This window comes from Saccharopolyspora kobensis (assembly GCF_900108315.1).
In the GTDB taxonomy this organism is placed as follows: domain Bacteria; phylum Actinomycetota; class Actinomycetes; order Mycobacteriales; family Pseudonocardiaceae; genus Saccharopolyspora; species Saccharopolyspora kobensis.
In genome coordinates, this window is sequence record NZ_FNVB01000002.1 from 341,172 (window position 1) to 364,392 (window position 23,221).

The window sequence follows — 23,221 nt, forward strand, 5'->3', positions numbered from 1 at the left end:
GCACCGCCGCTCGGCGCCCAGTTCCCGGCCGGGACCTTCTCCCCGGCACCGGGCCGGGGCCGCCCGCTCCGGATGCTGCTGGCGCAGACCCGGGTCGAGGCGCTGCTGATCATCCGGCACGGCGAGCAGGCGCTGCTCACGCTGATCATCCCGCTGGCGCTGCTGATCGGCCTGAGCACCCTGAACATCGGCGATCTGCCGGAGCCCCGGGTGAACTCGGTGATGCCGCGCATCCTGGCGCTGGCGGTGATGTCCACGGCGTTCACCGGGCAGGCCATCGCGCTGGGCTTCGACCGCCGCTACGGGGTGCTGAAGCGCCTGTCGGCGACGGCGCTGCCGCGCTGGACGCTCATCTCCGGCCGCGTGCTGGCGACGCTGCTGGTGGTGGCGTTGCAGGCCGTCGTGCTGGGAGTGGCCGCGGTGCTGCTGGGATGGTCGCCGGAGCTCTCCGGGCTGCTGCCCGCCGTCCCGCTGCTGGTGCTGGGCACGCTCGCCTTCGGCGCGGCCGGGGTGCTGGTCGGTGGTGCGTTGCGCGCCGAGATCGTGCTGGCGCTGGCCAACGCGATCTGGTTCGTGCTGCTGCTGGCCGGTGGCCTGGCGCTGCCCGCCGCCGATCTGCCCGGGCCGCTGAGCGTGCTGGCCGGGTTCCTGCCGTCTGGCGCGCTTTCCGCGGCGCTGGACGCGGTGCTGGTCGACGGTTCGCTGCCGGGGGTGCAGCCGATCCTCGTGCTGCTCGCCTGGGGCGCGGTGTGCGGCGGTGTGGCCGTGCGCACATTTCGCCTGACCTGAGCCGGTGGCAGGGTGTGGCCATGACGGAGATCGCCCGCCAGGCCAAGAACGCCCTGGAAGTCATCCACTCGATGATCTACTTCGCGCCGGAGGCCGCGGACGGTTACGCCGGGCTCGGTCTGGAGCGGGGCCGGATGTCGTACTTCGCGGGCCGCGCGGCCGTGATGGGCCCGGTCGGGCCCGGTGTGGTGGCGGCGACCTTCTACAACTTCAACCCCGTGTCGGTCGCCGAGGCAATCCCCCGCGCCTGGTCGATCGCGGCTCCGAGCACCGTGGTCGAGACCCGCTTCCGCGCGGCCGACGCGGCCCTGCGCCGGATGCTCGGGGATGCCGTCGACTCCGCGGCGGTCGCCGAGGCAGCGGAGCTGGCGCGCGAGGCCAGCCGGGCGTGCGCCCCGGACGGCAAGCCGCTCTTCGCCGCGCACGCCGACCTGGACTGGCCGGATGAGCCGCACTTGCAGCTCTGGCACGCGGTGACCCTGCTGCGCGAGTTCCGCGGCGACGCGCACATCGCGGCGCTGCAGCGCGCCGAGCTCAGCGGCCTGCAGGCCCTGGTGCTGCACAGCTCGACCGGCGAGGGCTTCAAGCCTTCGGCGGCGCGGGAGCTGCGCGGGTGGAGCGAGTCGCAGTGGGCCGAGGCCGAGCAGGAGCTGCGCGAGCGCGGCCTGGTCGGAGAGGACGGCGGGATCAGCCAGGCGGGCACCGCGCTGCGCGAGGAGATCGAGGCCGGGACCGACGCGATGTCGATGGCCCCGTGGCGCGCGCTGGGCGAGGAGAAGGTGGCAGCGCTGATGGACAACGGCCGTGAGCTGACCCGAGCGCTGCTGAAGGCGGGTGCGATCCCCCGCGATCTCTTCGGCCGCGACTGAATCAGGCCTGCGGACGGGTGATTCCGGGCCGCGGCTACCATCGGACCGTGCCGCTTCCTACTTGGATCTCCCGCCCGTCCCCGCGCGTCGTGCGCAACCTGGCGCTGGCGGTGCTGGTGATGCAGGCGCTGATCTCGGTGACCGGTGTGACGGTTCGCGTGACGGGTTCCGGGCTCGGCTGCCCGACCTGGCCGCAGTGCTTCCCCGGCAGCATGGTGCCCATCGAGCACCCCGAGGTGGCGACGCTGCACCAGGTGATCGAGTTCGGCAACCGGCTGCTGACCGGTGTGATCGGCTTCGTCGCGCTGGCCTGCTTCCTGGCCGCGCTGCGGTGCAGGCCGCGGCGCAAGCGGCTGATCCGGCTGGCGCTGATCATGCCGCTGGGCGTGATCGCGCAGGCGATCATCGGCGGCGTCACGGTGCTGGTGAACCTGGCCTGGTGGAGCGTGTCGGTGCACTTCATGGCATCGGCGGTGCTGATCTGGCTGGCCACGATCCTCTACAAGGCCACCAAGGAGGGCGACCGCGAGCCGGTCGGCGTGGTGCCGACGCCGATGCGCAGGCTGCTGGTGGCGCTGACCGCGGTGACCGCGGCGGTGCTGATCGCGGGCACCCTGGTGACCGCGGCGGGCCCGCACGCCGGTGACCCGGACACCCCGCGCCTGGACCTGCCGGTGCAGACCCTGGTGCAGGTGCACGGCCTGCTGGTGATGGCCTACGTGCTGATCCTCGCGGTGTTCGGCGTGTGGCTGCGCAGCGCCCGCCCCACCAGGGCGCTGCTGAAGACCTACGGCTCGGCCTGCGCGATGGTGCTGATCCAGGGCGCGATCGGGTCGGTCCAGTACTACCTCGGCGTGCCGGAGGCGATGGTCGTCCTGCACATGGCGGCGGCCACGTTGGTGATCATCATCACCGCGCTGCTGTGGGGCGAGTCCCGCCACCGCGGCCCGCTGCCCGAGCCGGCCACCACCGCGAAGGACGCCGAGCCCGCGACGGTCTGAGCTCGACCGGGAGGCCGCCGGCGTCAGAAGCGGAGCTTGGGCTTGCCCTCGCGCTCCCAGCGGCGCCACAGCTCCGGCATCTCACCGGCCAGCCACTGGTAGAACTCGTGCACCGTGCGCAGGCGCCGGGCGCGTTCGCCCTGGCCGCTGAACATGCGCAGCCCGGCCGCGGTCAGCTCCTCCAGCCCGGTGACGCGCTGCATCCGGTGCCGCACCAGCTCCGGCCAGCGGTCCTCCTCCACCCGGTACAGCGCCGCTTCGCGGCCCTGCCGGGTCGTCTTGGAGACCACGCCGAGCCGCATCAGCAGCCGCACGTTGGTGCTGATCGAGCCGGTGCTGGCGGCCAGCGCCAGGGACAGCTCGGCGGCGGTGCGCTCCGGCGGGTCGCAGACGAGCAGGAACGCCAGGACGCGCCCGGCGATCAGCGGCATGCCCTCGCTTGCTTCGAAGTGCGCCGCCATCTGCTCGATCCACTCCGACATGGCCGGTCGGTCGGTGCGCTGCACGTAGTCGGGCACGACGACTCCAGGTGATCGAGTTCAGTACTCGCTGAAAAGGTAAACCACAGCGAAGACTTCGACCAGCCGCCGACCGGCGTGTCGCGGAGCGAAACGGGATCAGCTGGTGCGCGCGCCCATGGTCCGGCGGTGCCCGGCGCCGATCTTCATCGCGCCGACGGTCTCGCCGTCCCACTCGTGGGCGGACAGCCCCTCGACGGCCTCGACCAGCGCATTGCCGGTGGCGACATCGGGCACCATGACATCGCCGAAGCGGCCGTCGTCGCCGACCAGCACGACGCGGGCACCGGCCTGGCCGAGGTTCTCCACGACCGCGCGGGCGGACTTGCCGTGCGCGGCGACGAACGCCTTGGCCGTCGCGATCGCCTTGGGCGCGGGTGCGGTGGTTTCTTCGGTAGCCGTCATGACCGAATCCTAAATCAGCCCGCCGGGAAGATCCGACGGCGCGGGCAGGTTGCAGGTGACTAGGACGACAGCGAAGGAGTCAGCATGCGAGCCATCCGGGTAGCGGCCAACGGTGGGCCCGAGGTCCTGCAGCTCACCGAGATCGACGCGCCGGAACCGCAGCCCGGCCAACTGCTGGTCGAGGTCGCCGCGAGCGGGGTGAACTTCATCGACACCTACCAGCGCAGCGGCGTCTACGCGATGCAGGTGCCCTTCACCCCCGGTTCCGAGGGCGCGGGCGAGGTCGTCGCGGTGGGCGACGGCGTGACCGGGTTCGCGGTCGGCGACCGGGTCGCCTGGGCGATGGCGCCGGGCAGCTACGCCGAGCGGGCCCTGGTGCCCGCCGACAAGGCGGTCAAGGTTCCGGCGGGCGTGGACATCCGCACCGCCGCCGCGGCGCTGCTGCAGGGCCTCACCGCGCACTACCTGGTCACCTCCACGCACCCGGTGCGCACCGGGGAGACCGCGCTGGTGCACGCCGCGGCCGGCGGCATGGGCCTGCTGCTGACGCAGCTGGTCAAGCACCTCGGCGGCAACGTCATCGGCACCGTGTCCACCGCCGAGAAGGAGAAGCTGGCGCGGGAGGCCGGGGCCGACGAGGTCATCCGCTACACCGAGGAGGACGTGGCCGCCACGGTCTCCGACCTCACCGACGGGCGCGGCGTGGACGTGGTCTACGACGGCGTCGGCAAGACCACCTTCGACGCCAGCCTGGCCAGCCTCCGCCCGCGCGGCCTGCTGGCGCTGTTCGGCGCGGCGAGCGGCCCGGTGCCGCCGGTGGACCCGCAGCGGCTGAACTCGGCGGGTTCGGTGTTCCTGACCCGCCCCAGCCTGGCGCACCACATCCTCACCCGCGACGAGCTGGACTGGCGGGCCGGCGAGCTGTTCGAGTGGATCTCCACCGGAGTGCTCGACATCCGCATCGGCGGCACCTACCCGCTGGAGGACGCCCGCCGCGCCCACGAGGACCTGGAGGGCCGCCGCACCACAGCAAAACTCCTGCTCCTGCCGTGATCGCCGTGCCTGCCCCGGTCCGCGCGACCGGGGCAGCACAGTCCATTCCCGGCTCCAGGTCTTTGAAGCGGCGCAGCCGCTTGGCCCACCCTCGCAGCTTGCACCGCCGCGGGTTCTCAGACGTCGCCTGGCGAGGACAGCCCGCTTGCCGTGTATTGGGCCATACATAAAAGCGGGATCCCGCAGTTCAGGCGGCGTCTGAGGTTCCGCCACCCGCACCGCCACGCAAAACGAGTGCGTCAGGCAGTTGGGGTCAGAACGGCCAGCCGATGACCGGGAGGCCCAGTGCCGAGTCGATCGCCAGCGCCACGAACACGATCATCAGGTACGTGTTCGACATGTGGAACAGCTTCATCGGCTTGGTCTTCTCGCCGCGCTTGGTGGCCGCGTGCAGCCGGTGCGCCAGCAGCAGGAACCACACGCCGGCCAGCACCGCGAAGGCTGCGTAGAGCCAGCCGGTCGCCGGGACCAGCAGCAGCGTCCAGATCACCATCAGCCAGGTGTAGGCCACGATCTGGCGGGAGACGTAGGTCGGCTCGGCGACCACCGGCAGCATCGGGACGCCGGCGCGCTCGTAGTCGTCCTTGTACTTCATCGCCAGCGACCAGGTGTGCGGCGGCGTCCAGAAGAAGATCACGCCGAACATCACCAGCGCGGGCCAGTCGACCCGCCCGGTCACCCCGGCCCAGCCGATCACCACCGGCATGCAGCCGGCCGCGCCGCCCCAGACGATGTTCTGCGCGGTCCGGCGCTTGAGCACCAGGGTGTAGACGAAGACGTAGAACAGGATCGTGCCGACCGCCATCGACGCGGCCAGCAGGTTCGCCGTCGCCCACAACCAGGCGAAGGAACCCGCGCCCAGCACGATGCCGAAGACCAGCGCGTGCCGGGTGGACACGGTGTGCCGCACCAGCGGGCGCGCCCTGGTGCGCTTCATCACCTGGTCGATGTCGGCGTCGGCCACGCAGTTCAGCGCGTTCGCGCTGCCCGCGGCCATGGTGCCGCCGATCAGCGTGGCGATCACCAGCCACGGCGACGGGATGCCGCGCTCGGCCAGCAGCATCGCCGGGATGGTGGTGACCAGCAGCAGTTCGATGACCCGGGGCTTGATCAGCCCGACGTAGGCCTTCAGCAGCTCGGCGGGGCGGCGGGCGTGGCGCTCGCGGGAGGTGTCGGCGGTGGTGGTCACGACGCTGCGCTCACCGACGACATGGCACTCCTTGGGCATCTCGGACGACTGGGCCGACCCGCGCAGGACGCGGGGATCAACCGCCAGTGAATAGTAGGCGCGCTACTGAAACCCGACTCGCGCGGGTGGCCGGGAACCCGCCGGTGACCCTGGTCACGCAGCGTTGCCGGTATTCTGGTGGCGTTCGGCGATCAGCCGGAGATCCGGTCGCCGTGCAGCGCGAATTCGACCCCTTGGCGCAGGGTCGGCGCCATCGCACCGCCGCTCCCGCAGGCGGCGGGACGGCAATTGAGACGGGTCGGCGCGTGGCCGATCGGACACGACTAGGCTGCCCGTCGGACGAGGGATAACCGCGGTTCGAATCGGTCCAGCGACCGCATTCACCCGTCAACGGGATACCGCCGAAGGAAAAACTTGGAGCTGCGTCCGTGTCCGTCACCGACGACCTTGCCCGCTTGACCACCAAGCGACTGCCCGAAGACTGGAGCGAGCTGGACCAGCGCGCGGTGGACACCGCTCGCGTGCTGGCCGCCGATGCGGTGGAGAACTGCGGCAGCGGCCACCCCGGCACCGCGATGAGCCTGGCCCCGGCGGCCTACGCGCTGTTCCAGCGCGTGATGCGGCACGACCCGAACGACCCGGAGTGGATCGGCCGCGACCGCTTCGTGCTGTCCGCGGGCCACTCGAGCCTGACGCTGTACGTGCAGCTGTTCCTGTCCGGCTACGGCCTGGAGCTGGAGGACCTCAAGCAGCTGCGCAAGTGGGGTTCGAAGACCCCGGGCCACCCGGAGTACGGGCACACCGCCGGGGTGGAGACCACCACCGGCCCGCTGGGGCAGGGCCTGTCCACCGCGGTCGGCATGGCCTTCGCCGCCCGCCGCGAGCGCGGCCTGTTCGACCCGGAGACCGCCGCCGGTGAGAGCCCGTTCGACCACCACATCTACGTGATCGCCTCCGACGGCGACATCGAAGAGGGCGTCACCTCCGAGGCGTCGTCGCTGGCCGGTACCCAGCAGCTGGGCAACCTCACGGTGATCTACGACGCGAACGAGATCTCCATCGAGGACGACACCCGCATCGCGCTGTCCGAGGACACCGCGAAGCGCTACGAGTCCTACGGCTGGCAGGTCCTCACCGTGCACGGCGGCGAGGACGTCAAGGGCCTGCTGGAGGCCATCGAGACCGCCAAGGCCGAGACCTCCCGCCCGACCCTGATCGTGCTGCGCACGGTGATCGGCTACCCGGCCCCGACCAAGATGAACACCGGCAAGGCGCACGGCGCCGCGCTCGGTGCCGACGAGGTCGCCGGGGTCAAGAAGGCGCTGGGCCTGGACCCGGAGCAGTCCTTCCAGGTCGACGCCGAGGTGCTGGCGCACGCCCGCGAGGTCGCGGCCCGCGGCAAGGCTGCGCACGCCGAGTGGCAGGTCGCCTTCGACAAGTGGGCGGCGGCCAACCCGGAGCGCAAGGCGCTGCTGGACCGGCTGGCCACCCGCGAGCTGCCGGCCGGCTGGCAGGAGAAGCTGCCGACCTGGGAGGCCGACGGCAAGTCCATCGCCACCCGCAAGGCCTCCGGTGAGGTGCTCAACGCGCTGGCCGACGTGCTGCCCGAGCTCTGGGGCGGTTCGGCCGACCTGGCGGAGAGCAACAACACCACGATGAAGGGCGTCGACTCGTTCGGCCCGGCGTCGATCTCCACCAGCACCTGGACGGCCGACCCCTACGGCCGCACGCTGCACTTCGGCATCCGCGAGCACGCGATGGGCGCGATCCTCAACGGCATCGCGCTGCACGGCGGCACCCGCCCCTACGGCGGCACCTTCCTGGTGTTCAGCGACTACATGCGTCCCGCGGTGCGGCTCGCCGCGCTGATGAAGGTCCCGTCCATCTTCGTGTGGACGCACGACTCCATCGGCCTCGGCGAGGACGGCCCGACGCACCAGCCGATCGAGCACGTGGCCTCGCTGCGCGCGATCCCGGGCTTCTCGATCGTCCGCCCGGCCGACGCCAACGAGACCGCGGCGGCGTGGAAGAAGATCCTGGAGGACCCGAGCGGTCCGGCCGGTCTGGCGCTGACCCGCCAGGGCGTGCCGACGCTGGAGGGCGTGACCGCCGAGGGCGTCGCCAAGGGCGGCTACGTGCTGGCCGACGCCGCCGACGGCGAGCCGCAGGTCGTGCTCATCGCCACGGGCTCCGAGGTGCAGCTGGCCGTCGAGGCCAGGAAGATCCTGGAGGCCGACGGCGTTGCCACCCGTGTCGTCTCGATGCCGTGCGTGGAGTGGTTCGACGCGCAGGACGAGGCCTACCGCGAGCAGGTGCTGCCGAAGTCGGTCAAGGCCCGCGTCTCGGTCGAGGCCGGCATCGCGATGCCGTGGTACCGGTTCGTCAAGGACGCCGGTGAGTCGGTGTCCATCGAGCACTTCGGCGCCTCGGCGGACTACAAGACCCTGTACAACGAGTTCGGCATCACCGTCGACGCCGTTGTCGCGGCGGCCCGGCGCAGCCTGAGCAACGCCCAGCAGGCGTGAGCGGAGGAAACCCTGTGACCACCAACCAGAACCTCAAGGCGCTCAGCGAGGCCGGGGTTTCGATCTGGCTGGACGACCTGTCCCGCCAGCGGATCACCTCGGGCAACCTCGCCGAGCTGATCACCGACCAGGCGGTCGTCGGCGTCACCAGCAACCCGACGATCTTCGCCAACGCGCTGTCCAACGCGGCCGACTACAACGAGAAGGTCCGCGAGCTGGCCGCCCGCGGCGCGAGCGTGGACGACACCGTCCGCGAGCTGACCACCGCTGACGTGCGCGACGCCGCGGACATCTTCCGCAACGTCTACGAGCAGTCCGGTGGCGTCGACGGCCGCGTCTCGCTGGAGGTCGACCCGCGGCTGGCGCACGACACCGACCGCACCGTGGCCGAGGCCGTCGACCTGTGGAAGGCCGTGGACCGGCCGAACCTGATGGTCAAGATCCCGGCCACCGTGGAGGGCCTGCCCGCGATCACCCGCGTGCTGGCCGAGGGCATCAGCGTCAACGTCACGCTGATCTTCTCGGTGCAGCGCTACCGCGACGTGATGGACGCCTTCCTGGCCGGTCTGGAGCAGGCGAAGGCCAACGGCCACGACCTCGCCCAGATCGCCTCGGTCGCGTCGTTCTTCGTCTCCCGCGTGGACACCGAGATCGACAAGCGGCTGGACAAGATCTCCGGTGGTGAGGCGCTGCGCGGCAAGGCCGCGATCGCCAACGCCCGCCTGGCCTACGCGGCCTACGAGGAGGTCTTCGGCACCGAGCGCTGGAAGGCGCTGGCCGCCGACGGCGCCAAGGCACAGCGTCCGCTGTGGGCCTCCACCGGCGTGAAGGACCCGGCCTACTCCGACACCCGCTACGTCGACGAGCTGGTCGCGCCGAACACGGTGAACACCATGCCGGAGGCGACCCTGAAGGCCACCGCCGACCACGCCGACGTGCGCGGCGACACGGTCAGCGGCACCGCTGCCGCCTCGCAGCAGGTCTTCGACGACCTGTCGGACGCGGGCATCGACCTCGACGACGTGTTCGCGGTGCTGGAGCGCGAGGGCGTCGAGAAGTTCGAGAAGTCCTGGAGCGAACTGCTGGACACGGTCGCCCAGCAGCTCGAGCAGGCCAAGTAAGCGTTGTGGCGGGGCCGGTTTTTCCGAACCGGCCCCGCCGCCGCGTCTCCGGGCCGCGCCTGCCCGGATGGGCGACACTGTGGTCGCACGAAGTTGGCTTCCAAGATCGAATCCCGGAAGGCCAGATCGAACTGGGGTTCGACCCAACAAGTTCGAGCGCTGTTAAGGAAGTACATGGCAACCGAAATTTCCGTCGACATTCCCGATGTGGCGCTAGCGGCCGAGGCTCGACCGCTGGTCGAGCGGTTGGCCGCCGATGCGGTTGCCGGCAAGCTCGCCGCCCAGGACCCCGCGCTGTGGGGCCCGGACGCCGAGCCCGAGGCATCCATCCGGCTGTCCTGGACGACGCTGCACGAGACATCCCGCCCGCTGCTGGCCGAGATCGACGCGCTGCGCGCCGAACTGCACGCCGAGGGCCTGGACCGCGTGGTGCTGGCCGGCATGGGTGGCTCGTCGCTGGCCCCGGAGGTGATCACCGCGACCGCCGGTGTGCCGCTGGTCGTGCTGGACACCACCGATCCCGGTCAGGTCGCCGACGCGCTGGCCGGCGACCTGGACCGCACCGTGCTGGTGGTCTCCTCCAAGTCCGGCACCACGGTCGAGACCGACTCGCACCGCAGGATCTTCGAGCAGGCCTTCTCGCAAAACGGAATCGATCCTGTGACCCGGATCATCGTGGTCACCGATCCCGGTTCCCCGATGGAGACGGCCGCCCGCGAGGCCGGCTACCGCAAGGTCTTCACCGCCGACCCGCACGTGGGCGGCCGCTACTCGGCGCTGACCGCCTTCGGCCTGGTGCCCGCGGGTCTGGCCGGAGCCGACGTCTCCGCACTGCTGGACGACGCGGCCGCGGCGTTCCAGCTGCTGAGCAGCGACGACGCGAGCAACCCGGCCGTGCAGCTGGCCGCCGCGCTCGGCGCGGCGCACGCCGACGGCGCGGAGAAGGTCGTCTTCGCCGACACCGGCTCCGGCATCAAGGGCTTCGGCGACTGGGTGGAGCAGCTGATCGCCGAGTCCACCGGCAAGAACGGCACCGGCCTGCTGCCGGTCGTCGTGGAGAGCACCGACGCGCCCGGTTTCGCCGACGCGGGCGAGGACGCCACCACCGTGGCGGTCGGCCCGGCCGTCAGGGGCGCGAAGATCAGCACCGCCGGTCCGCTGGGCGGCCAGTTCCTGCTGTGGGAGTTCGCGACCGCGCTGGCCGGCCGGCTGCTGGGCATCAACCCGTTCGACCAGCCCGACGTGGAGGCCGCCAAGAAGGCCGCGCGGGCGCTGCTGGACGGTCCGTCCGGTGGCCCGGCTGCGACGCCGGTGCTGGTGGACGGTTCCATCGAGGTGCACGCCTCCGGCGAGTGGCTCTCCCCCGGCGTGGGCACGGTGGCCGAGGCGCTGCGCGCGTTCCTGGCCGCCGCACCGAAGAACGGCTACCTGGCGGTGCAGGCCTACCTGGACCGCCTCGACGACGCCTCGGCCGAGGTGCTGCGCCCGGAGCTGGCGCGCCGCAGCGGGCTGCAGACCACCTTCGGCTGGGGACCGCGGTTCCTGCACTCCACCGGCCAGTACCACAAGGGCGGCCACCAGAACGGCGTGTTCCTGCAGATCACCGGTGCCGCCGAGCAGGACCTGCAGGTGCCGGAGCGGCCGTACACGCTGTCCGGTCTGCAGCGCGCTCAGGCGCTCGGCGACGGTCAGGTGCTCGCCGACCACGCCCGGCCGGTGCTGCGGCTGCACCTCACCGACCGCGCGGCCGGGCTGGTCGAGCTCGTCAAGGCCGTGCAGGACCTGACGCAAGGAGGTGCGCGGTGACCCCGCCAGAGCAGCATTGGCAGAACCCGCTGCGGGATCCGCGTGACAAGCGGCTGCCCCGGATCGCAGGTCCGTGCGGTCTGACGATCTTCGGCGTGACCGGTGACCTGTCCCGCAAGAAGCTGATGCCCGCGATCTACGACCTGGCCAACCGGGGCCTGCTGCCGCCGGGCTTCGCGCTGACCGGGTTCGCCCGCCGCGACTGGGCCGACCAGGACTTCGGCCAGGTCGTCTACGAGGCGGTCAAGGAGCACGCGCGAACCCCGTTCCACCAGAGCGTCTGGGACCGCTTGGCGGAGGGCATCCGGTTCGTGCCGGGTTCCTTCGACGACGACGAGGCCTTCGACCGGCTCGCCGAGACCGTCAAGCAGCTCGACGCCGAGCGCGGCACGGGCGGCAACCACGCCTTCTACCTGTCGGTGCCGCCGTCGGCGTTCCCGACGGTGCTCAAGCAGCTGTCCCGCTCCGGGCTGACCGACCAGTCCGACGACAGCTGGCGCCGGGTGGTCATCGAGAAGCCGTTCGGCCACGACCTGGAGAGCGCGAAGCACCTCAACCACATCGTCAACGAGGTGTTCCCCGAGGACTCGGTGTTCCGCATCGACCACTACCTCGGCAAGGAGACGGTGCAGAACCTGCTGGCGCTGCGCTTCGCCAACCAGCTGTTCGAGCCGATCTGGAACGCGCACTACGTCGACCACGTGCAGATCACCATGGCCGAGGACATCGGGCTGGGCGGTCGCGCGGGCTACTACGACGGCATCGGCGCCGCCCGGGACGTGATCCAGAACCACCTGCTGCAGCTGATGGCGCTGACGGCGATGGAGGAGCCGGTCTCCTTCGCGCCGCAGGACCTGCGCGCGGAGAAGGTGAAGGTGCTCTCGGCGACCAAGCCGGTCGGCCCGTTCGACGAGACCACCGCGCGCGGCCAGTACACCGGTGGCTGGCAGGGCGGTTCGCTGGTGCCGGGGCTGCACGAGGAGGGCGGGTTCGCCGCCGACTCGATCACCGAGACCTACGCGGCGATCACCCTCGAGGTGGAGAGCCGCCGCTGGGCCGGGGTGCCGTTCTACCTGCGCACCGGCAAGCGGCTGGGCCGCCGGGTCACCGAGATCGCGGTGGTGTTCAAGCGCGCGCCGCACCTGCCGTTCGACAGCACGATGACCGAGGAGCTGGGGCAGAACGCCCTGGTGATCCGGGTGCAGCCGGACGAGGGCGTGACGATGCGCTTCGGCGCGAAGGTGCCGGGCACCTCGATGGAGGTGCGCGACGTGACCATGGACTTCGGTTACGGGCACGCCTTCACCGAGTCCTCGCCGGAGGCCTACGAGCGGCTGATCCTGGACGTGCTGCTGGGCGAGCCGTCGCTGTTCCCGGTCAACGAAGAAGTCGAACTGTCCTGGAAGATCCTCGACCCGGTGCTGGACCACTGGGCCGCGCGCGGCAAGCCGCAGCCCTACAAGGCGGGCACCTGGGGCCCGCCGTCGGCGGAGGCCATGCTGGCCCGCACCGGACGCGTCTGGAGGCGACCGTGATCATCGACCTGCCGTCCACCACGACCTCGCAGGTCAACAAGAAGCTGGTGGAGCTGCGCGAGACCGGCGGCGCGGTCGCGCTGGGCCGGGTGCTGACGCTGGTGGTCGTCACCGGCGACGGCACCGAGGTGGAGAAGGCCATCCAGGCCGCCAACGACGCCAGCCGCGAGCACCCGTGCCGGGTGATCGTGGTGGCCAGCGGAGCGCGGCAGGCCGCGCCCCGGCTGGACGCCCAGATCCGCATCGGCGGTGACGCGGGCGCGTCCGAGGTGATCGTGCTGCGGCTGTACGGGCCGCTGGCCGACGAGGGCGCGGGTTCGGTCGTCCCGCTGCTGCTGCCGGACGCCCCGGTGGTCGCGTGGTGGCCCACCAACGCCCCGGAGGTCCCGTCGAAGGACCCGATCGGCGCGCTGTCGCACCGCAGGATCACCGACGCGGCCAACGAGGCGGATCCGATCGCGGCTCTGCAGAAGCGCGTGCAGTCCTACGCCGACGGCGACACGGACCTGGCCTGGACCCGGCTCACCTCGTGGCGCGCGATGCTGGCGGCGGCGATGGACCTGCCGCCGCACGAGCCGGTCACGGCCGCCACGGTGACCGGGGCGGCGGATTCGCCGTCGACCGATCTGCTGGCCGGCTGGCTGGCCAGCTACCTGGAGGTGCCGGTGCGCCGGGTGGATCACCCGCGCGGGCCGGGCATCGTCTCGGCGGTGCTGGAGCGCCCGTCGGGCAACGTGGAGATCGTCCGCCCGGATGGCAAGGTGGGCACGCTGACCCAGCCGGGCCAGCCGGACCGCCGGGTGTCGTTGCAGCGCCGCGAGGTCCGCGACTGCCTCGTCGAGGAACTGCGCCGCCTGGACCCGGACGAGATCTACGAGGCCACCCTGGGCGGCCTGGACAAGATCGTCCGCGACGAGCCGGAGCAGCCGGAGGACGAGTCGTGACCCGCGTGGTGGTGCACGCCTCGGGCGAGCTGCTGGCCGCCGCGGCGGCGGCGCGGCTGATCACCGCGCTGGTGGACGCCCAGGCCGAGCACGGCGTGGCCTCGGTGGTGCTCACCGGCGGCCGCACCGGCATCGGCGTGCTGGAGCAGGTCCGCCGCTCCCCCGCCCGCGACGCGGTGGACTGGTCGAACGTGGACGTCTACTGGGGCGACGAGCGGTTCCTGCCGGACGGCGACCCGGAGCGCAACGAGACCCAGGCGCGCGAAGCGCTGCTGGACCACGTCCCGGTGGACCCGGAGCGGGTGCACCCGATGGCCCCGTCGGACGGCAGGTTCGGCGCGGACGCGGAGGCGGCCGCAGCGCACTACGCGGAGGTCCTGGCGACCAAAGCGTCCCCGGCCACCGACATCGCGGTGCCCCGCTTCGACGTCCTCCTGCTGGGAGTCGGCGAAGAGGGCCACACGGCGTCCCTGTTCCCGGACACGCCGTACGTCAAGGAGGTGGAGCGAACGGTGGTGGGCGTCCACGACTGCCCGAAGCCACCGCCGACCCGGATCTCCCTGACGCTCCCGGCTATCCGGGCGGCGTCGGAGGTCTGGCTGATGACGACCGGAGCGGCCAAAGCCGAACCGGTGGCGGCGGCCCTGGCCGGCGCGCAGCCGGTGGACATCCCAGCAGCAGGAGCCCGAGGCCGGAACAAGACCCTCTGGCTCCTGGACGCAGCAGCAGCGTCCGAGCTCCCCACCGGGGGCTGACCCTGCGGTGAGCGGCGCCCTGGAGGCAGGGACGCCGCTCACCGCACTTCAGGCCTGCTCCACCGCACGACCGATGACCGCGCGCTCGGGCAGGCGCTGCCGGTACCGCAGCGGAGACAGGCCGACCTGACGTTTGAACGCGGTGCTGAACGCGCTCTCGGAGGTGTAACCCAGCTTCGCGGCGAGTGCTCCGACCCGGACGTCGCTGTCGCGCAGTGCCCGCTGCGCGAGCAGCATCCGCCAGCGGCCCAGGTAGGTCAGGGGCGGGACACCCGCCAGAGCGCGGAAGCGTTCCGCGAACGAGGTGCGGGACATCGCCGCGGCGCGGGACAGTTCGTCCAGGTTCCAGGGCTTTCCGGGCTCGGCGTGCATGAGCCCGATCGCCGGTCGCAATCGCTCGTCGGTCAGCACTCGGAGCCAGCCCGGAGGCAGCTCGGTCTGGTCGCTGTAGGCGCGAATCATCTCCAGCACCAAGAGCTGTGCGTGCTGCCGGATCGCGAACTCCGCGCCGATCCGGCCGCCGCTCACCTCGTCGAACACCCTGCGGACGGTGCCGCGCAAGGTGGCCGCCTCGGCGGCCGAACCCCGGATGTGCGCAACCGGCGGGAGCACCTGCAGCAGCGCCTGACCGGCCGGATCGAGGTCGACCCGGCCGCCCACGACGACATCGTCGGTGCCGAGGTCGACACCGACCAGATCAGTCGAGGAATCGTTGTCCTCCGGCTTGATCTCGCGGCGCGGGCCGGCACCGTCGCCTCCCTCGATCTCCAGCCACGACCGGTTGCTCAACACGGCGACGTCGCCCGGCTCGAGCTCGATCGGCGAGTCGATCCCGTCCGTTGTCAGCCGCGCGTGACCGCTCACCAGCGCGAAGAACTTCAGCGCGGTCCGGAGCTCCCCGCGCGAAACCCACCGGCCGCGCGCGGCGAACCCGCCGGAGAGCACTCCGCGGACTTCGATGAGGTCGAACACCTCGGAGAGCAGATCCCTGTCCACCTCCGTACTATCGCGAAGAAAATCCGGACTGACAACGATTCAGAATCCGCTCGGTGCGGTGCAGGCTGGCGGCATGACAGCAACCAGCACGCACGGTCAACACCCCATGGGATCCGGCTTCAGCCCTGCGTCGACGGTCGACGACGTCATGGCAGGCATCGATCTCACCGGCAAGAACGCGATCATCACCGGCGGCCGTTCCGGGCTCGGCCTGGTAGCCGCACGCGCGCTGGCCGGGGCCGGTGCCTCGGTCGTCGTCGGTTCCCGCAACACCGACCGCGCGGCGAAGGCCGTCGCCGGAATCGAGAACGTCGAGGTCCGTCGGCTGGACTTGCTGGTGCCGGCGTCGATCGACGCCTTCGTCGCCCGCTACCTGGATTCCGGCCGACCGCTCCACATCCTCATCAACAACGCGGGCTTCTCGGGCCCGGGCGGGATCGTGCGTGACGAGCGCGGCTACGAGGCGCAGTTCGCGGCCAACCACCTCGGCCACTTCCAGCTGACGTTGGGCCTGCACCCGGCGCTGCGCGCAGCCGGCGGCTCCCGGGTCGTCAACACCACGTCGGGCGCCCAGCGAATGTCCGACGTCCTGTGGGACGACCCGCACTTCACCACCGGCCGGCACTCCCCGGACCTCGCCTACGCCCAGTCGAAGACCGCCAACGTGCTGTTCGCGGTCGAGCTCGATCGCCGCTGGAGCGCTGACGGAATCCGCGCGTACGCACCGCACCCGGGCATCGTGCCCGCCACGGACTTCAACAAGTCGGCGGGCGAGGAGGCTCGGCGGGCCATGGGTCTCATCGACGAATCCGGGGAACCGGTCATCGATCCCGAACGCGGGAAGAAGACGCCGGAGCAGGGCGCCGCGACCATCGTGTTCGCGGCCACCAGCCCGCTGCTCGACGGTGTCGGAGGCGTCTACCTCAACAACTGCGACATCTCACCGCTGGACGCCGACCCGAACCCCGTCGACCTCACCGCCGAGGAGGTCCCGGCCGACGTCGCACCGCACTCCATCGATCCCCGGTCCGCCCAGCGCCTGTGGCAGCTGAGCGAGAGGCTGATCGGGCGGTCTTCGGCCTGACCCGCCGCTCATCATCCCGACGGGCGCTCGACCACGAGGCGGTCCTGGAGGTGGGCGTGGCGGAACTGGTAGACAGCGCCGACCTGGCGCAACACGCCGCGCCGATGGCCGTCGTCGAGGAACGCCATCAGCCGCCACGGCAACCTGCCCCGCAGCGCCCACCACAGCCGCGGCGGCCAGGACGACACCCACGCGCTCTTGGCCGCCGCCCCGAGGCCGAGCCCGATGCCGAAGTTCCAGGAACTCGCGACCTCGTGCGAATCCGCGTGTCTGCCCAGGACGACGATGCTGAAGACCACCAGCGCCTGCAAGAAGGCGACCGGCAGCAGCAAACGCACGAACGTCGATGTGCGATCCCAGCGCAGCACGTCGATCGGGCGCGGCACCCGGACGCCCTGCGACAACACGGGCGACCACGTTCCGGGGCCCGCCACGGCCAGCCACAGGAAGCCGACGACCACGGCGAATCCGAGGACGTCGAACTCGGTCACGGGATCGTCCACCGCTACGCCGATCGCGCCGGTCCCGACCGCCAGCCCCACCAGGAAGCTCATGCCCACGACTCGCAGGACGAACGGCCGGAGAAGCCGAACGCGCACCGCAACACGACGTGGACCTCTCCCGTTCGGGATCGACCACGCGAGCAAGACCGCGAAAGCGAGCCCGTCGATGAGGAGGTTCCCCGACTCTCCGACGTTCGTCACGGAGAACAGCACTGCGCACGCGAGAACCGCCAGGCCGGTGAGCAGCGATCGAGCAGCACGCCGTCCGCGCTTGAAGCTCGACACCTGCTCGATGAAGCAATCGATCGATACACCCAGGAGAACTCCGGTCGCCACCTCGGTTCGCCCGGAGAAGATCAGCACACCGAGCAGTGCAGCCCAGGCGACGGGCACCACCGCGTTCGTGCGGTTCAGGTGCCACCAGGCGACATCCCGAGTGTTCAGGTCAGCGAGCCGGTGGGCCAGGAACTCCAGCCATCGGCTCGCCTGCTCGGCTGGATAGGAGCGGGCCGCCCGAGGGGTGTCCGATGTGGATGGTTCGGTCGGCTGGTCGGTGTAGACGGCGGGCAGGTACGCGTCGAGCAGGTGGTGCTCGATCGTCGTGGCGGTGGCGAAGCGGTCCCGGTCGAGCAACTCGGCGGGGTCCGGTTCCGGGTGGGTGTAGATGGTTCGGGCGAGGCTCACCATCAGCGGCGTGGCGAAGGCCGTCGCCAGCGGGCCTTCCGGTTCTTCCCGCAGCTGCGCGAAAACCGGCCGCCACTTGGACGTCGTGCGCGGCAGTCCCGCGGACAGGAACGCGATCGCGTCTTCGGCGTCGACCTGTCGGAGTTCCACGACCGCCGCTGTGGCCAACGTCGTGCCTCCCGCCTCCACCGCGTGCTGGAACTCGTCGCTGCGACAGGTCACGACCAGCGGCCGGCCCGCCGCGGCTGCTCGGTCGATGCCTTCGATCGCTCTGACGTGGGCATCGGGCGGCAACTCGTCCAGGCCGTCCAGCACCGGGATGATCCGCCGCTGTTCCACCAACCGCGGCACCGCTTTGCGCCCGTAGGCGCGACGGTTCGTCAGTGCTGGGTAGTCCCGGCTCAGCTGCCGCACCATCCAGTCGTCCAGGAACTCCTCGGACGGGTTCCAGGACGCCGCTGGAAGCAGGACCGGCACCGGTTCTCCGGACTCGCGGCTGCCCAGCATTCCCAGGGCGAACAGCAAGGCCAGCACGGTCTTCCCGGCTCCCGGCTCGCCCAGGACCACCAGCTGCGGCACCGGCAGCGCGCGGAACTTCTCGACGACGTCGCCGAGGTCGCCTTCGACGCGCAGGTCAGCGGTCGCGGCGACATCGCGGTCGGTGCTGGACCAGCGCAGGCGCAGCGGGTGCGGCCGGTGCAGCGATCGCGCCTGGGACTCGGCTCGCCACTGGGCTTCCACGGCTTCCGCCAGCCGTTCTGCGGCTCGGTCGAGGCGGGAGGTGCGATCGCGCGAAGCGATGACGACATCGCCGTGGATGACCTGCGCTTGCACGACGGTTTCTGCGGGGCCGGTGGTCTTGTTGATCGTGCTGCGGCCAGTGGCGGAAAACCCGTTCCGCGACCGAGAACGCCAGCGCATGGGACCTCCGCGAGTGGAGAGCGCGGACAAGCCTAGCGCAGGCGGAAGTCGTTGCGGGGCAGGAATCGACAGCTCGCCCTGATGAGGAGAACGCCTTCGCCCGGCTGTCCGGGGAAGGCGTTCTCCGCCGCGAGGTCACCGCCGGGATCAGGCGATTAGGCCAGGCGGGCCAGGGTGGCTGCCACTTCTCGGGCCCGGTTGAAGAAGCAGACGTGGCTGCCGTCGATCGAGTGGACGTCGAACGGGTTGTCCGGGGTCAGCTCGTCCGCTTCGGCGATCATCCGGTCCTGCATCGCGATCGGGATGGACCGGTCTTCGGTGAAGCGGACGTAGGAGTGCGGGACCCGGCCCCAGGTCTCGGCTCGGAGCTGGGAGTCGGCCGTGGCCGGGGCCATCGTCTCGTCCGGGTCGAGGGTGTTGAGCAGGGCTCGGAACTCCTCGTCGGTTCCGTCCGCCATCATGGCCGCTTTCAGCTCGGCGAACAGCGCTCCGGACGCGCCGCGCCAGTTGATCCGGGCAGCGCCCAGTGCCTCCGGGTCGCCGATCACCGCCGACGGTGCCGCGTCGTCGAGCAGGTTCGTGGCGTGCTCGGGCGACGTGCTGAACTCGGCCATGGTCCGGGTGGTCGCGCCGCACCAGGCGGACAGGTAGACGATGCGGTTCAGCAGTTCGGGAATCTCGTTGCCCACGGCGCTGATCGTCACGCCGCCCATGCTCGCGCCGACGAGGACCACCGGGCCGTGCTCGGCGACCCGGCGCACCGCATCGACGACGTGCTCGACGTTGTCGGCCAGGTCGATCCCGGCCATCGGCGACGGGGCCTCGGCAAGTTCGGCGAGGTCCTGCGGGTTCCGGTAGTAGGCGGCGGGTTGCCGCGCCGCACCGTGCCCCGGCAGGTCGAGGGCCAGCGAGCGGTGCCCCAGCAGGGCGAGTTCCTGCTGCAGCGGCACCCAGCTCTGGGCGTTGCTGGACGCGCCGTGGACCAGGACGAAAGTGGTGTTCATGGGTTGTCGTACTCCCGGTCGGACGCCGAAGCGTCAGATGTGCGGTGCCGTCTGAGGGCACCGGGAACGGAATCGGGGAGGACGCGCGGAAGCCGCGGCCTTCAGGCCGGAATCCGGACTCGGGTGTGGACGACTGCGAAACCCATGTGCGGGACGTCAGCACCTGGGATCAGGAGAGTTCTGCGCAGAGGTCGCGCTCCTCGCCGTCGGCTCGGCGGACCAGGCGGTGGTCGTCGGAGATGTCGACCTCGTAGCGGCCGGTGAGCAGGTACAGGCCCGCGTCGTGGTTGCTCTGGCCGGGGCCGAAGCCCATCAGGACCGGGCCGCTCCAGTCCCAGGTGACCACGCCGTCGGGCCGGTGGGTCAGGGAGGCGTGGCCGCTGGCGTTGGCCTCGACGGACTCACCGGTGGCCAGGTTGGTGACCCGGTCGATGAGCGGTCCCTTGTACTCCTCGCGCTTCACCAATCCGTCCGGGTAGGTCTCCACCACCCGCTTGACCACCTCGTCCACCAGCTGTTCGACGCGCACGTCGAACGCGCACCTGGTGCCCGCCGGGGCGGTGGAGGGCTCCGACGGCGCGGGCACCCACTCGCCGGGCGGCTCCGCGGCGGCGCTGCCCGCCAGTGCCAGCAGCGCGACCGCCGCCAACGCCGCCGTTGCACTCCTGCGCATCTGGCCTCCCCGTTCCGAGCCGGAGGCCCACGCTAGCGGCGGCTTCCGGCCGACCGGGTGGTGTTCCGCCGAACAGCACCCGATCGGCCGCCGGGGCGCTCAGGTGCCGAACTGCCAGGAGGTGAGGTACTCGTGCTGGCGGGGCGTGAGCTCGTCGATGGTGATGTCGTAGGCCGCCAGCTTCGCCACCGCCACCTCGTTCTCGATCTCCTTCGGGATCGGGTGCACCGCCGGTTCCAGCTCGCCCGCGCGCTCCACCAGGTAGCGGACCGCCAGCGCCTGGGTCGCGAAGGTCATGTCCATCACCTCGGCCGGGTGGGCTTCCGCCGCGGCCTGGCCCAGCAGGCGGCCTTCGGCCAGCAGCAGGATCCGGTGCCCTTCGGGCAGCGTGTACTCCACGCAGTTGTCGCGCAGGTAGCGGCGGCTGGTCGCGGTGCTGGTCAGGTCGTCGACCGCGATCTCCAGGTCGAAGTGCCCGGAGTTGCCGATGAGGGCGCCGTCCTTCATCAGGCGCATGTGCTCGACGGTGACCACGTCCCGGTTGCCGGTGGTGGTGATGACGACGTCGGCTTCGGCGGCGGCGCGGTGCATCGGCAGCACCCGCAGGCCGTCGAGCTTGGCCTCCAGCGCCCGCACCGGGTCCACCTCGGTGACCACGACGTCGGCTCCCATGCCGCGCGCCCGCGCCGCCACTCCGCGCCCGCACCAGCCGTAGCCGGCCACCACGACGGTCGCCCCGGCCAGCAGGATGTTGGTGGCGCGCAGGATTCCGTCGATGGTGTTCTGGCCGGTTCCGTAGCGGTTGTCGAACAGGTGCTTGGTCAGCGCGTCGTTGGTGGGCAGGACCGGGTAGCGCAGTGCCGCGTCGGCGGCCATGTTGCGCATCCGGATCACGCCGGTGGAGGTGATCTCGGTGCCGCCGATGATCGCGGGCAGCAGTTCCGGGCGCTGCTCGTGCACGGTGGCGGTCAGGTCGGCACCGTCGTCGACGATAAGCGTGGGCTCTATGTCGAGGGCGCCTTTGACCTGCTGGTAGTAGGTTTCGCGGTCGCAGCCGCGGACCGCGAAGACCTCGGCTCCGAGATCCCGCTGGATCGCGGCGGCGACGTCGTCCTTCGTGGACAGCGGGTTCGACGCGCACAGCGCCACTTCGGCGCCGCCCGCGACCAGCGCGCGGCACAGGTTCGCCGTTTCGGTGGTGACGTGCAGGCAGGCGGCGATGCGCGCGCCGCGAAGCGGTTTCTCCGCCGTCCAGCGCGCGGTCAGGCCGGCCAGCACCGGCATCCGGCGGTGGGCGAACTCGATCTTGCGGGCGCCGTCGTCGGCCAGCGCCGGATCGCGCAGCAGGGGCATCGGCTGCTTCCCTTCCTCGGTGGACGATCCGAGTCCACCGCGCCGTCGGCGCGGGAACCAGAGCACGAACCGGGCGTCAACCCGGCATCTGGCGGGACGAGCTGGAGGCGGGCGGGTTCCGCGCGTAACGTCGCCGGGGTGGCACGCCAGTCCGACCTCGCACAGAAGCGCCGCAGCCGCGGCCACACGCAGGAAACGCTCGCGCACCGGCTGGAGGTGGACGTCTCCACCGTGGCGCGGTGGGAGCGCGGCGCTTCCACGCCCACCCCGCGGATGCGGGAGGCGCTGGCCCGCGAGCTGGGGCTCTCGCTGGACCAGCTCGCCGGGCTGCTGCCGCACCCCGCTGCCGCCCGCGAGATCCCCGCCGTCGACCCGGTGGAGCTGATCAAGGACGTCTGGACCTCGGCGGAGCGCGACGGGCTCGCCTCGCGCCTGGCGGAGAACTCCCCCGCGCCCGGGCTGACCGGCGACCGCGCGGTGCGCGTGGCCCACCAGTGGCTGATCACCCCGCCGCCGCCCGCGGTGGCGTGGACGAGCGAGTCCGGGCGGCGCATCGGCTCCGGCGCGCTCGGCCGCATCCAGGCGCGGTTGCGGTACCTGCACCACGCCGACGACGTGGTGGCGGGCGGCGACCTGCACAGCACGATCCGCGGTGAGGTCGCCCGCACCGCGACGCTGCTGCGCACCGCCAGCTATCCCGAGGAGATCGGCCGCGGGCTGCTGCGGGCCATCGCCGAGCTGTGCCAGCTGGCGGGCTGGTCGACGGCCGATGCCGGGCACATCACGACCGCCGAGCACTACTACCTCAGCGGGATCCAGGCCGCGCACGCCGCCGACGACCCGGTGCTGGCCGCGCAGGTGGTGTCGGCGCTGGCCGGGCACCTGACCGAGTACGGCAGGGCGCGCGATGCGGTGCTGGTGGCCAAGTCGGCGCAGGCCCGCATCGACGGCCTCGGCCGCAACGCCACGACGCCGACCGTGCGCGCGCTGCTGCACGCGCGAGCTTCCTGGGCGCACGTGGCGGCGGGCGAGCCCGGTCAGGCCGCCTCCGCGATCCAGCGCGCTCAGGACGAGTACGCGCGCCGCCGCGACGGCGACCCCGATCCGGCCTGGGTCTACTGGCTGACGCCGGAGGAGATGGACATCATCGTCGGCCGGGTCGACACCGCGCTGGGCCGCACCCGGCAGGCGCGGCAGCGCTTGACCTCGGCGATCCGCAGCTGCGATCACCGCCGCGTCCGCGAGACCGCGCTCTACACGACCTGGCTCGCGCACGCGCACCTGCGCGCGCAGGACGTCGACGGCGCCTCGGCGCTGGCCGACCGGGCCCAGCAGCTGAGCGAGACGATCCCCTCCGACTACAGCGAGCGCGCGGTGCGCCACCTGACCCGGCAGCTGGCGGCGGCCCGATAGCAACTGCTCGGACCGTTCCTCGTTCTTTCTCCTTGAAACGCCGGAGGCGTCTGGACCACCTCGGACGTACATGAGAACGG

At 71.5% G+C, this 23,221-nt stretch carries 20 protein-coding genes; 12 read left to right on the plus strand and 8 right to left on the minus strand.

Going from position 1 to position 23,221, the window contains the following annotated elements:
• Positions 1–72 precede the first annotated feature (72 nt).
• The 3 genes from C4T78_RS01490 to C4T78_RS01500 are packed head-to-tail and all read left to right on the plus strand — an operon-like array spanning position 73 to position 2,659.
• On the plus strand, positions 73–789 hold the full coding sequence (locus C4T78_RS01490) for an ABC transporter permease (protein ID WP_093348316.1): 717 nt from the start codon (positions 73–75) through the stop codon (positions 787–789).
• A 20-nt stretch (positions 790–809) separates the two neighbouring features.
• Positions 810–1,658, plus strand: coding sequence for an SCO6745 family protein (locus C4T78_RS01495; protein ID WP_093348313.1), 849 nt, complete (start codon positions 810–812; stop codon positions 1,656–1,658).
• A 47-nt stretch (positions 1,659–1,705) separates the two neighbouring features.
• Positions 1,706–2,659, plus strand: coding sequence for a COX15/CtaA family protein (locus C4T78_RS01500; RefSeq protein ID WP_093348310.1), 954 nt, complete (start codon positions 1,706–1,708; stop codon positions 2,657–2,659).
• Positions 2,660–2,682: 23 nt separating this feature from the next.
• On the opposite strand, the gene C4T78_RS01505 is transcribed toward C4T78_RS01500, so the two are convergent.
• Positions 2,683–3,177 carry a GbsR/MarR family transcriptional regulator gene (locus tag C4T78_RS01505; protein WP_093345953.1) on the minus strand — a complete coding sequence of 165 codons (495 nt, stop codon included), beginning with the start codon at positions 3,175–3,177 and terminating at the stop codon, positions 2,683–2,685.
• Positions 3,178–3,276: 99 nt separating this feature from the next.
• Positions 3,277–3,582 (minus strand): hypothetical protein, encoded by a 306-nt coding sequence (locus C4T78_RS01510; RefSeq protein ID WP_093155497.1) that lies wholly within the window; start codon positions 3,580–3,582, stop codon positions 3,277–3,279.
• An 84-nt stretch (positions 3,583–3,666) separates the two neighbouring features.
• Between C4T78_RS01510 and C4T78_RS01515 the strand changes: the two genes are divergently transcribed.
• Entirely contained in the window at positions 3,667–4,635 is a 969-nt protein-coding gene (locus tag C4T78_RS01515; RefSeq protein ID WP_093345950.1) for a quinone oxidoreductase family protein, read from the plus strand.
• A gap of 253 nt (positions 4,636–4,888) precedes the next feature.
• Here the strand turns inward: C4T78_RS01515 and C4T78_RS01520 are convergent, their stop codons facing one another.
• Positions 4,889–5,863 carry a heme o synthase gene (locus tag C4T78_RS01520; protein ID WP_177247374.1) on the minus strand — a complete coding sequence of 325 codons (975 nt, stop codon included), beginning with the start codon at positions 5,861–5,863 and terminating at the stop codon, positions 4,889–4,891.
• 416 nt (positions 5,864–6,279) lie between these two features.
• Here C4T78_RS01520 and tkt point away from each other — a divergent pair, with 416 nt between their 5' ends.
• From tkt to pgl, 6 genes are all read left to right on the plus strand, one after another.
• Positions 6,280–8,349 carry a transketolase gene (gene tkt / locus C4T78_RS01525; RefSeq protein WP_093348308.1) on the plus strand — a complete coding sequence of 690 codons (2,070 nt, stop codon included), beginning with the start codon at positions 6,280–6,282 and terminating at the stop codon, positions 8,347–8,349.
• 14 nt (positions 8,350–8,363) lie between these two features.
• A complete protein-coding gene (tal, locus tag C4T78_RS01530) occupies positions 8,364–9,470 on the plus strand; it encodes a transaldolase (RefSeq protein WP_093345945.1) in 1,107 nt (368 codons plus the stop codon).
• A 174-nt stretch (positions 9,471–9,644) separates the two neighbouring features.
• Positions 9,645–11,276 (plus strand): phosphoglucose isomerase-related protein, encoded by a 1,632-nt coding sequence (locus C4T78_RS01535; RefSeq protein ID WP_093345943.1) that lies wholly within the window; start codon positions 9,645–9,647, stop codon positions 11,274–11,276.
• Positions 11,273–12,811: a glucose-6-phosphate dehydrogenase gene (zwf, locus tag C4T78_RS01540; protein ID WP_093345940.1), complete on the plus strand. Its 1,539-nt coding sequence runs from the start codon at positions 11,273–11,275 to the stop codon at positions 12,809–12,811. Before C4T78_RS01535 ends, zwf begins: the two co-directional genes overlap by 4 nt.
• Positions 12,808–13,755, plus strand: coding sequence for a glucose-6-phosphate dehydrogenase assembly protein OpcA (opcA, locus tag C4T78_RS01545; RefSeq protein ID WP_093345938.1), 948 nt, complete (start codon positions 12,808–12,810; stop codon positions 13,753–13,755). The genes zwf and opcA overlap by 4 nt, the downstream gene beginning before the upstream one ends.
• A 5-nt stretch (positions 13,756–13,760) precedes the next feature.
• Entirely contained in the window at positions 13,761–14,510 is a 750-nt protein-coding gene (gene pgl / locus C4T78_RS01550) for a 6-phosphogluconolactonase (RefSeq protein ID WP_235863127.1), read from the plus strand.
• Positions 14,511–14,558: 48 nt separating this feature from the next.
• Here pgl and C4T78_RS01555 read toward each other — a convergent pair whose 3' ends face one another.
• Complete coding sequence (locus C4T78_RS01555) at positions 14,559–15,506, minus strand: AraC family transcriptional regulator (RefSeq protein WP_093345932.1); 948 nt, start codon at positions 15,504–15,506, stop codon at positions 14,559–14,561.
• Positions 15,507–15,579: 73 nt separating this feature from the next.
• Between C4T78_RS01555 and C4T78_RS01560 the strand changes: the two genes are divergently transcribed.
• Positions 15,580–16,590 carry an SDR family NAD(P)-dependent oxidoreductase gene (locus tag C4T78_RS01560; RefSeq protein ID WP_093345930.1) on the plus strand — a complete coding sequence of 337 codons (1,011 nt, stop codon included), beginning with the start codon at positions 15,580–15,582 and terminating at the stop codon, positions 16,588–16,590.
• A gap of 11 nt (positions 16,591–16,601) precedes the next feature.
• Here C4T78_RS01560 and C4T78_RS01565 read toward each other — a convergent pair whose 3' ends face one another.
• The 4 genes from C4T78_RS01565 to ahcY all read right to left on the minus strand — a co-directional run bounded on the left by C4T78_RS01565 (position 16,602) and on the right by ahcY (position 21,728).
• Positions 16,602–18,698 (minus strand): NACHT domain-containing protein, encoded by a 2,097-nt coding sequence (locus C4T78_RS01565; protein WP_093345927.1) that lies wholly within the window; start codon positions 18,696–18,698, stop codon positions 16,602–16,604.
• A 155-nt stretch (positions 18,699–18,853) separates the two neighbouring features.
• Positions 18,854–19,702, minus strand: a complete 849-nt coding sequence (locus tag C4T78_RS01570; RefSeq protein WP_093345924.1) for an alpha/beta hydrolase — start codon at positions 19,700–19,702, stop codon at positions 18,854–18,856.
• Between the two features lie 169 nt (positions 19,703–19,871).
• A complete protein-coding gene (locus C4T78_RS01575; RefSeq protein WP_143185722.1) occupies positions 19,872–20,375 on the minus strand; it encodes a hypothetical protein in 504 nt (167 codons plus the stop codon).
• A gap of 99 nt (positions 20,376–20,474) precedes the next feature.
• Positions 20,475–21,728 carry an adenosylhomocysteinase gene (gene ahcY, locus C4T78_RS01580; RefSeq protein ID WP_093345919.1) on the minus strand — a complete coding sequence of 418 codons (1,254 nt, stop codon included), beginning with the start codon at positions 21,726–21,728 and terminating at the stop codon, positions 20,475–20,477.
• On the opposite strand from ahcY, the gene C4T78_RS01585 reads away from it, so the two are divergent.
• A complete protein-coding gene (locus C4T78_RS01585) occupies positions 21,666–23,141 on the plus strand; it encodes a helix-turn-helix domain-containing protein (RefSeq protein WP_093348305.1) in 1,476 nt (491 codons plus the stop codon). The genes ahcY and C4T78_RS01585 overlap by 63 nt on opposite strands.
• Positions 23,142–23,221 lie beyond the last annotated feature (80 nt).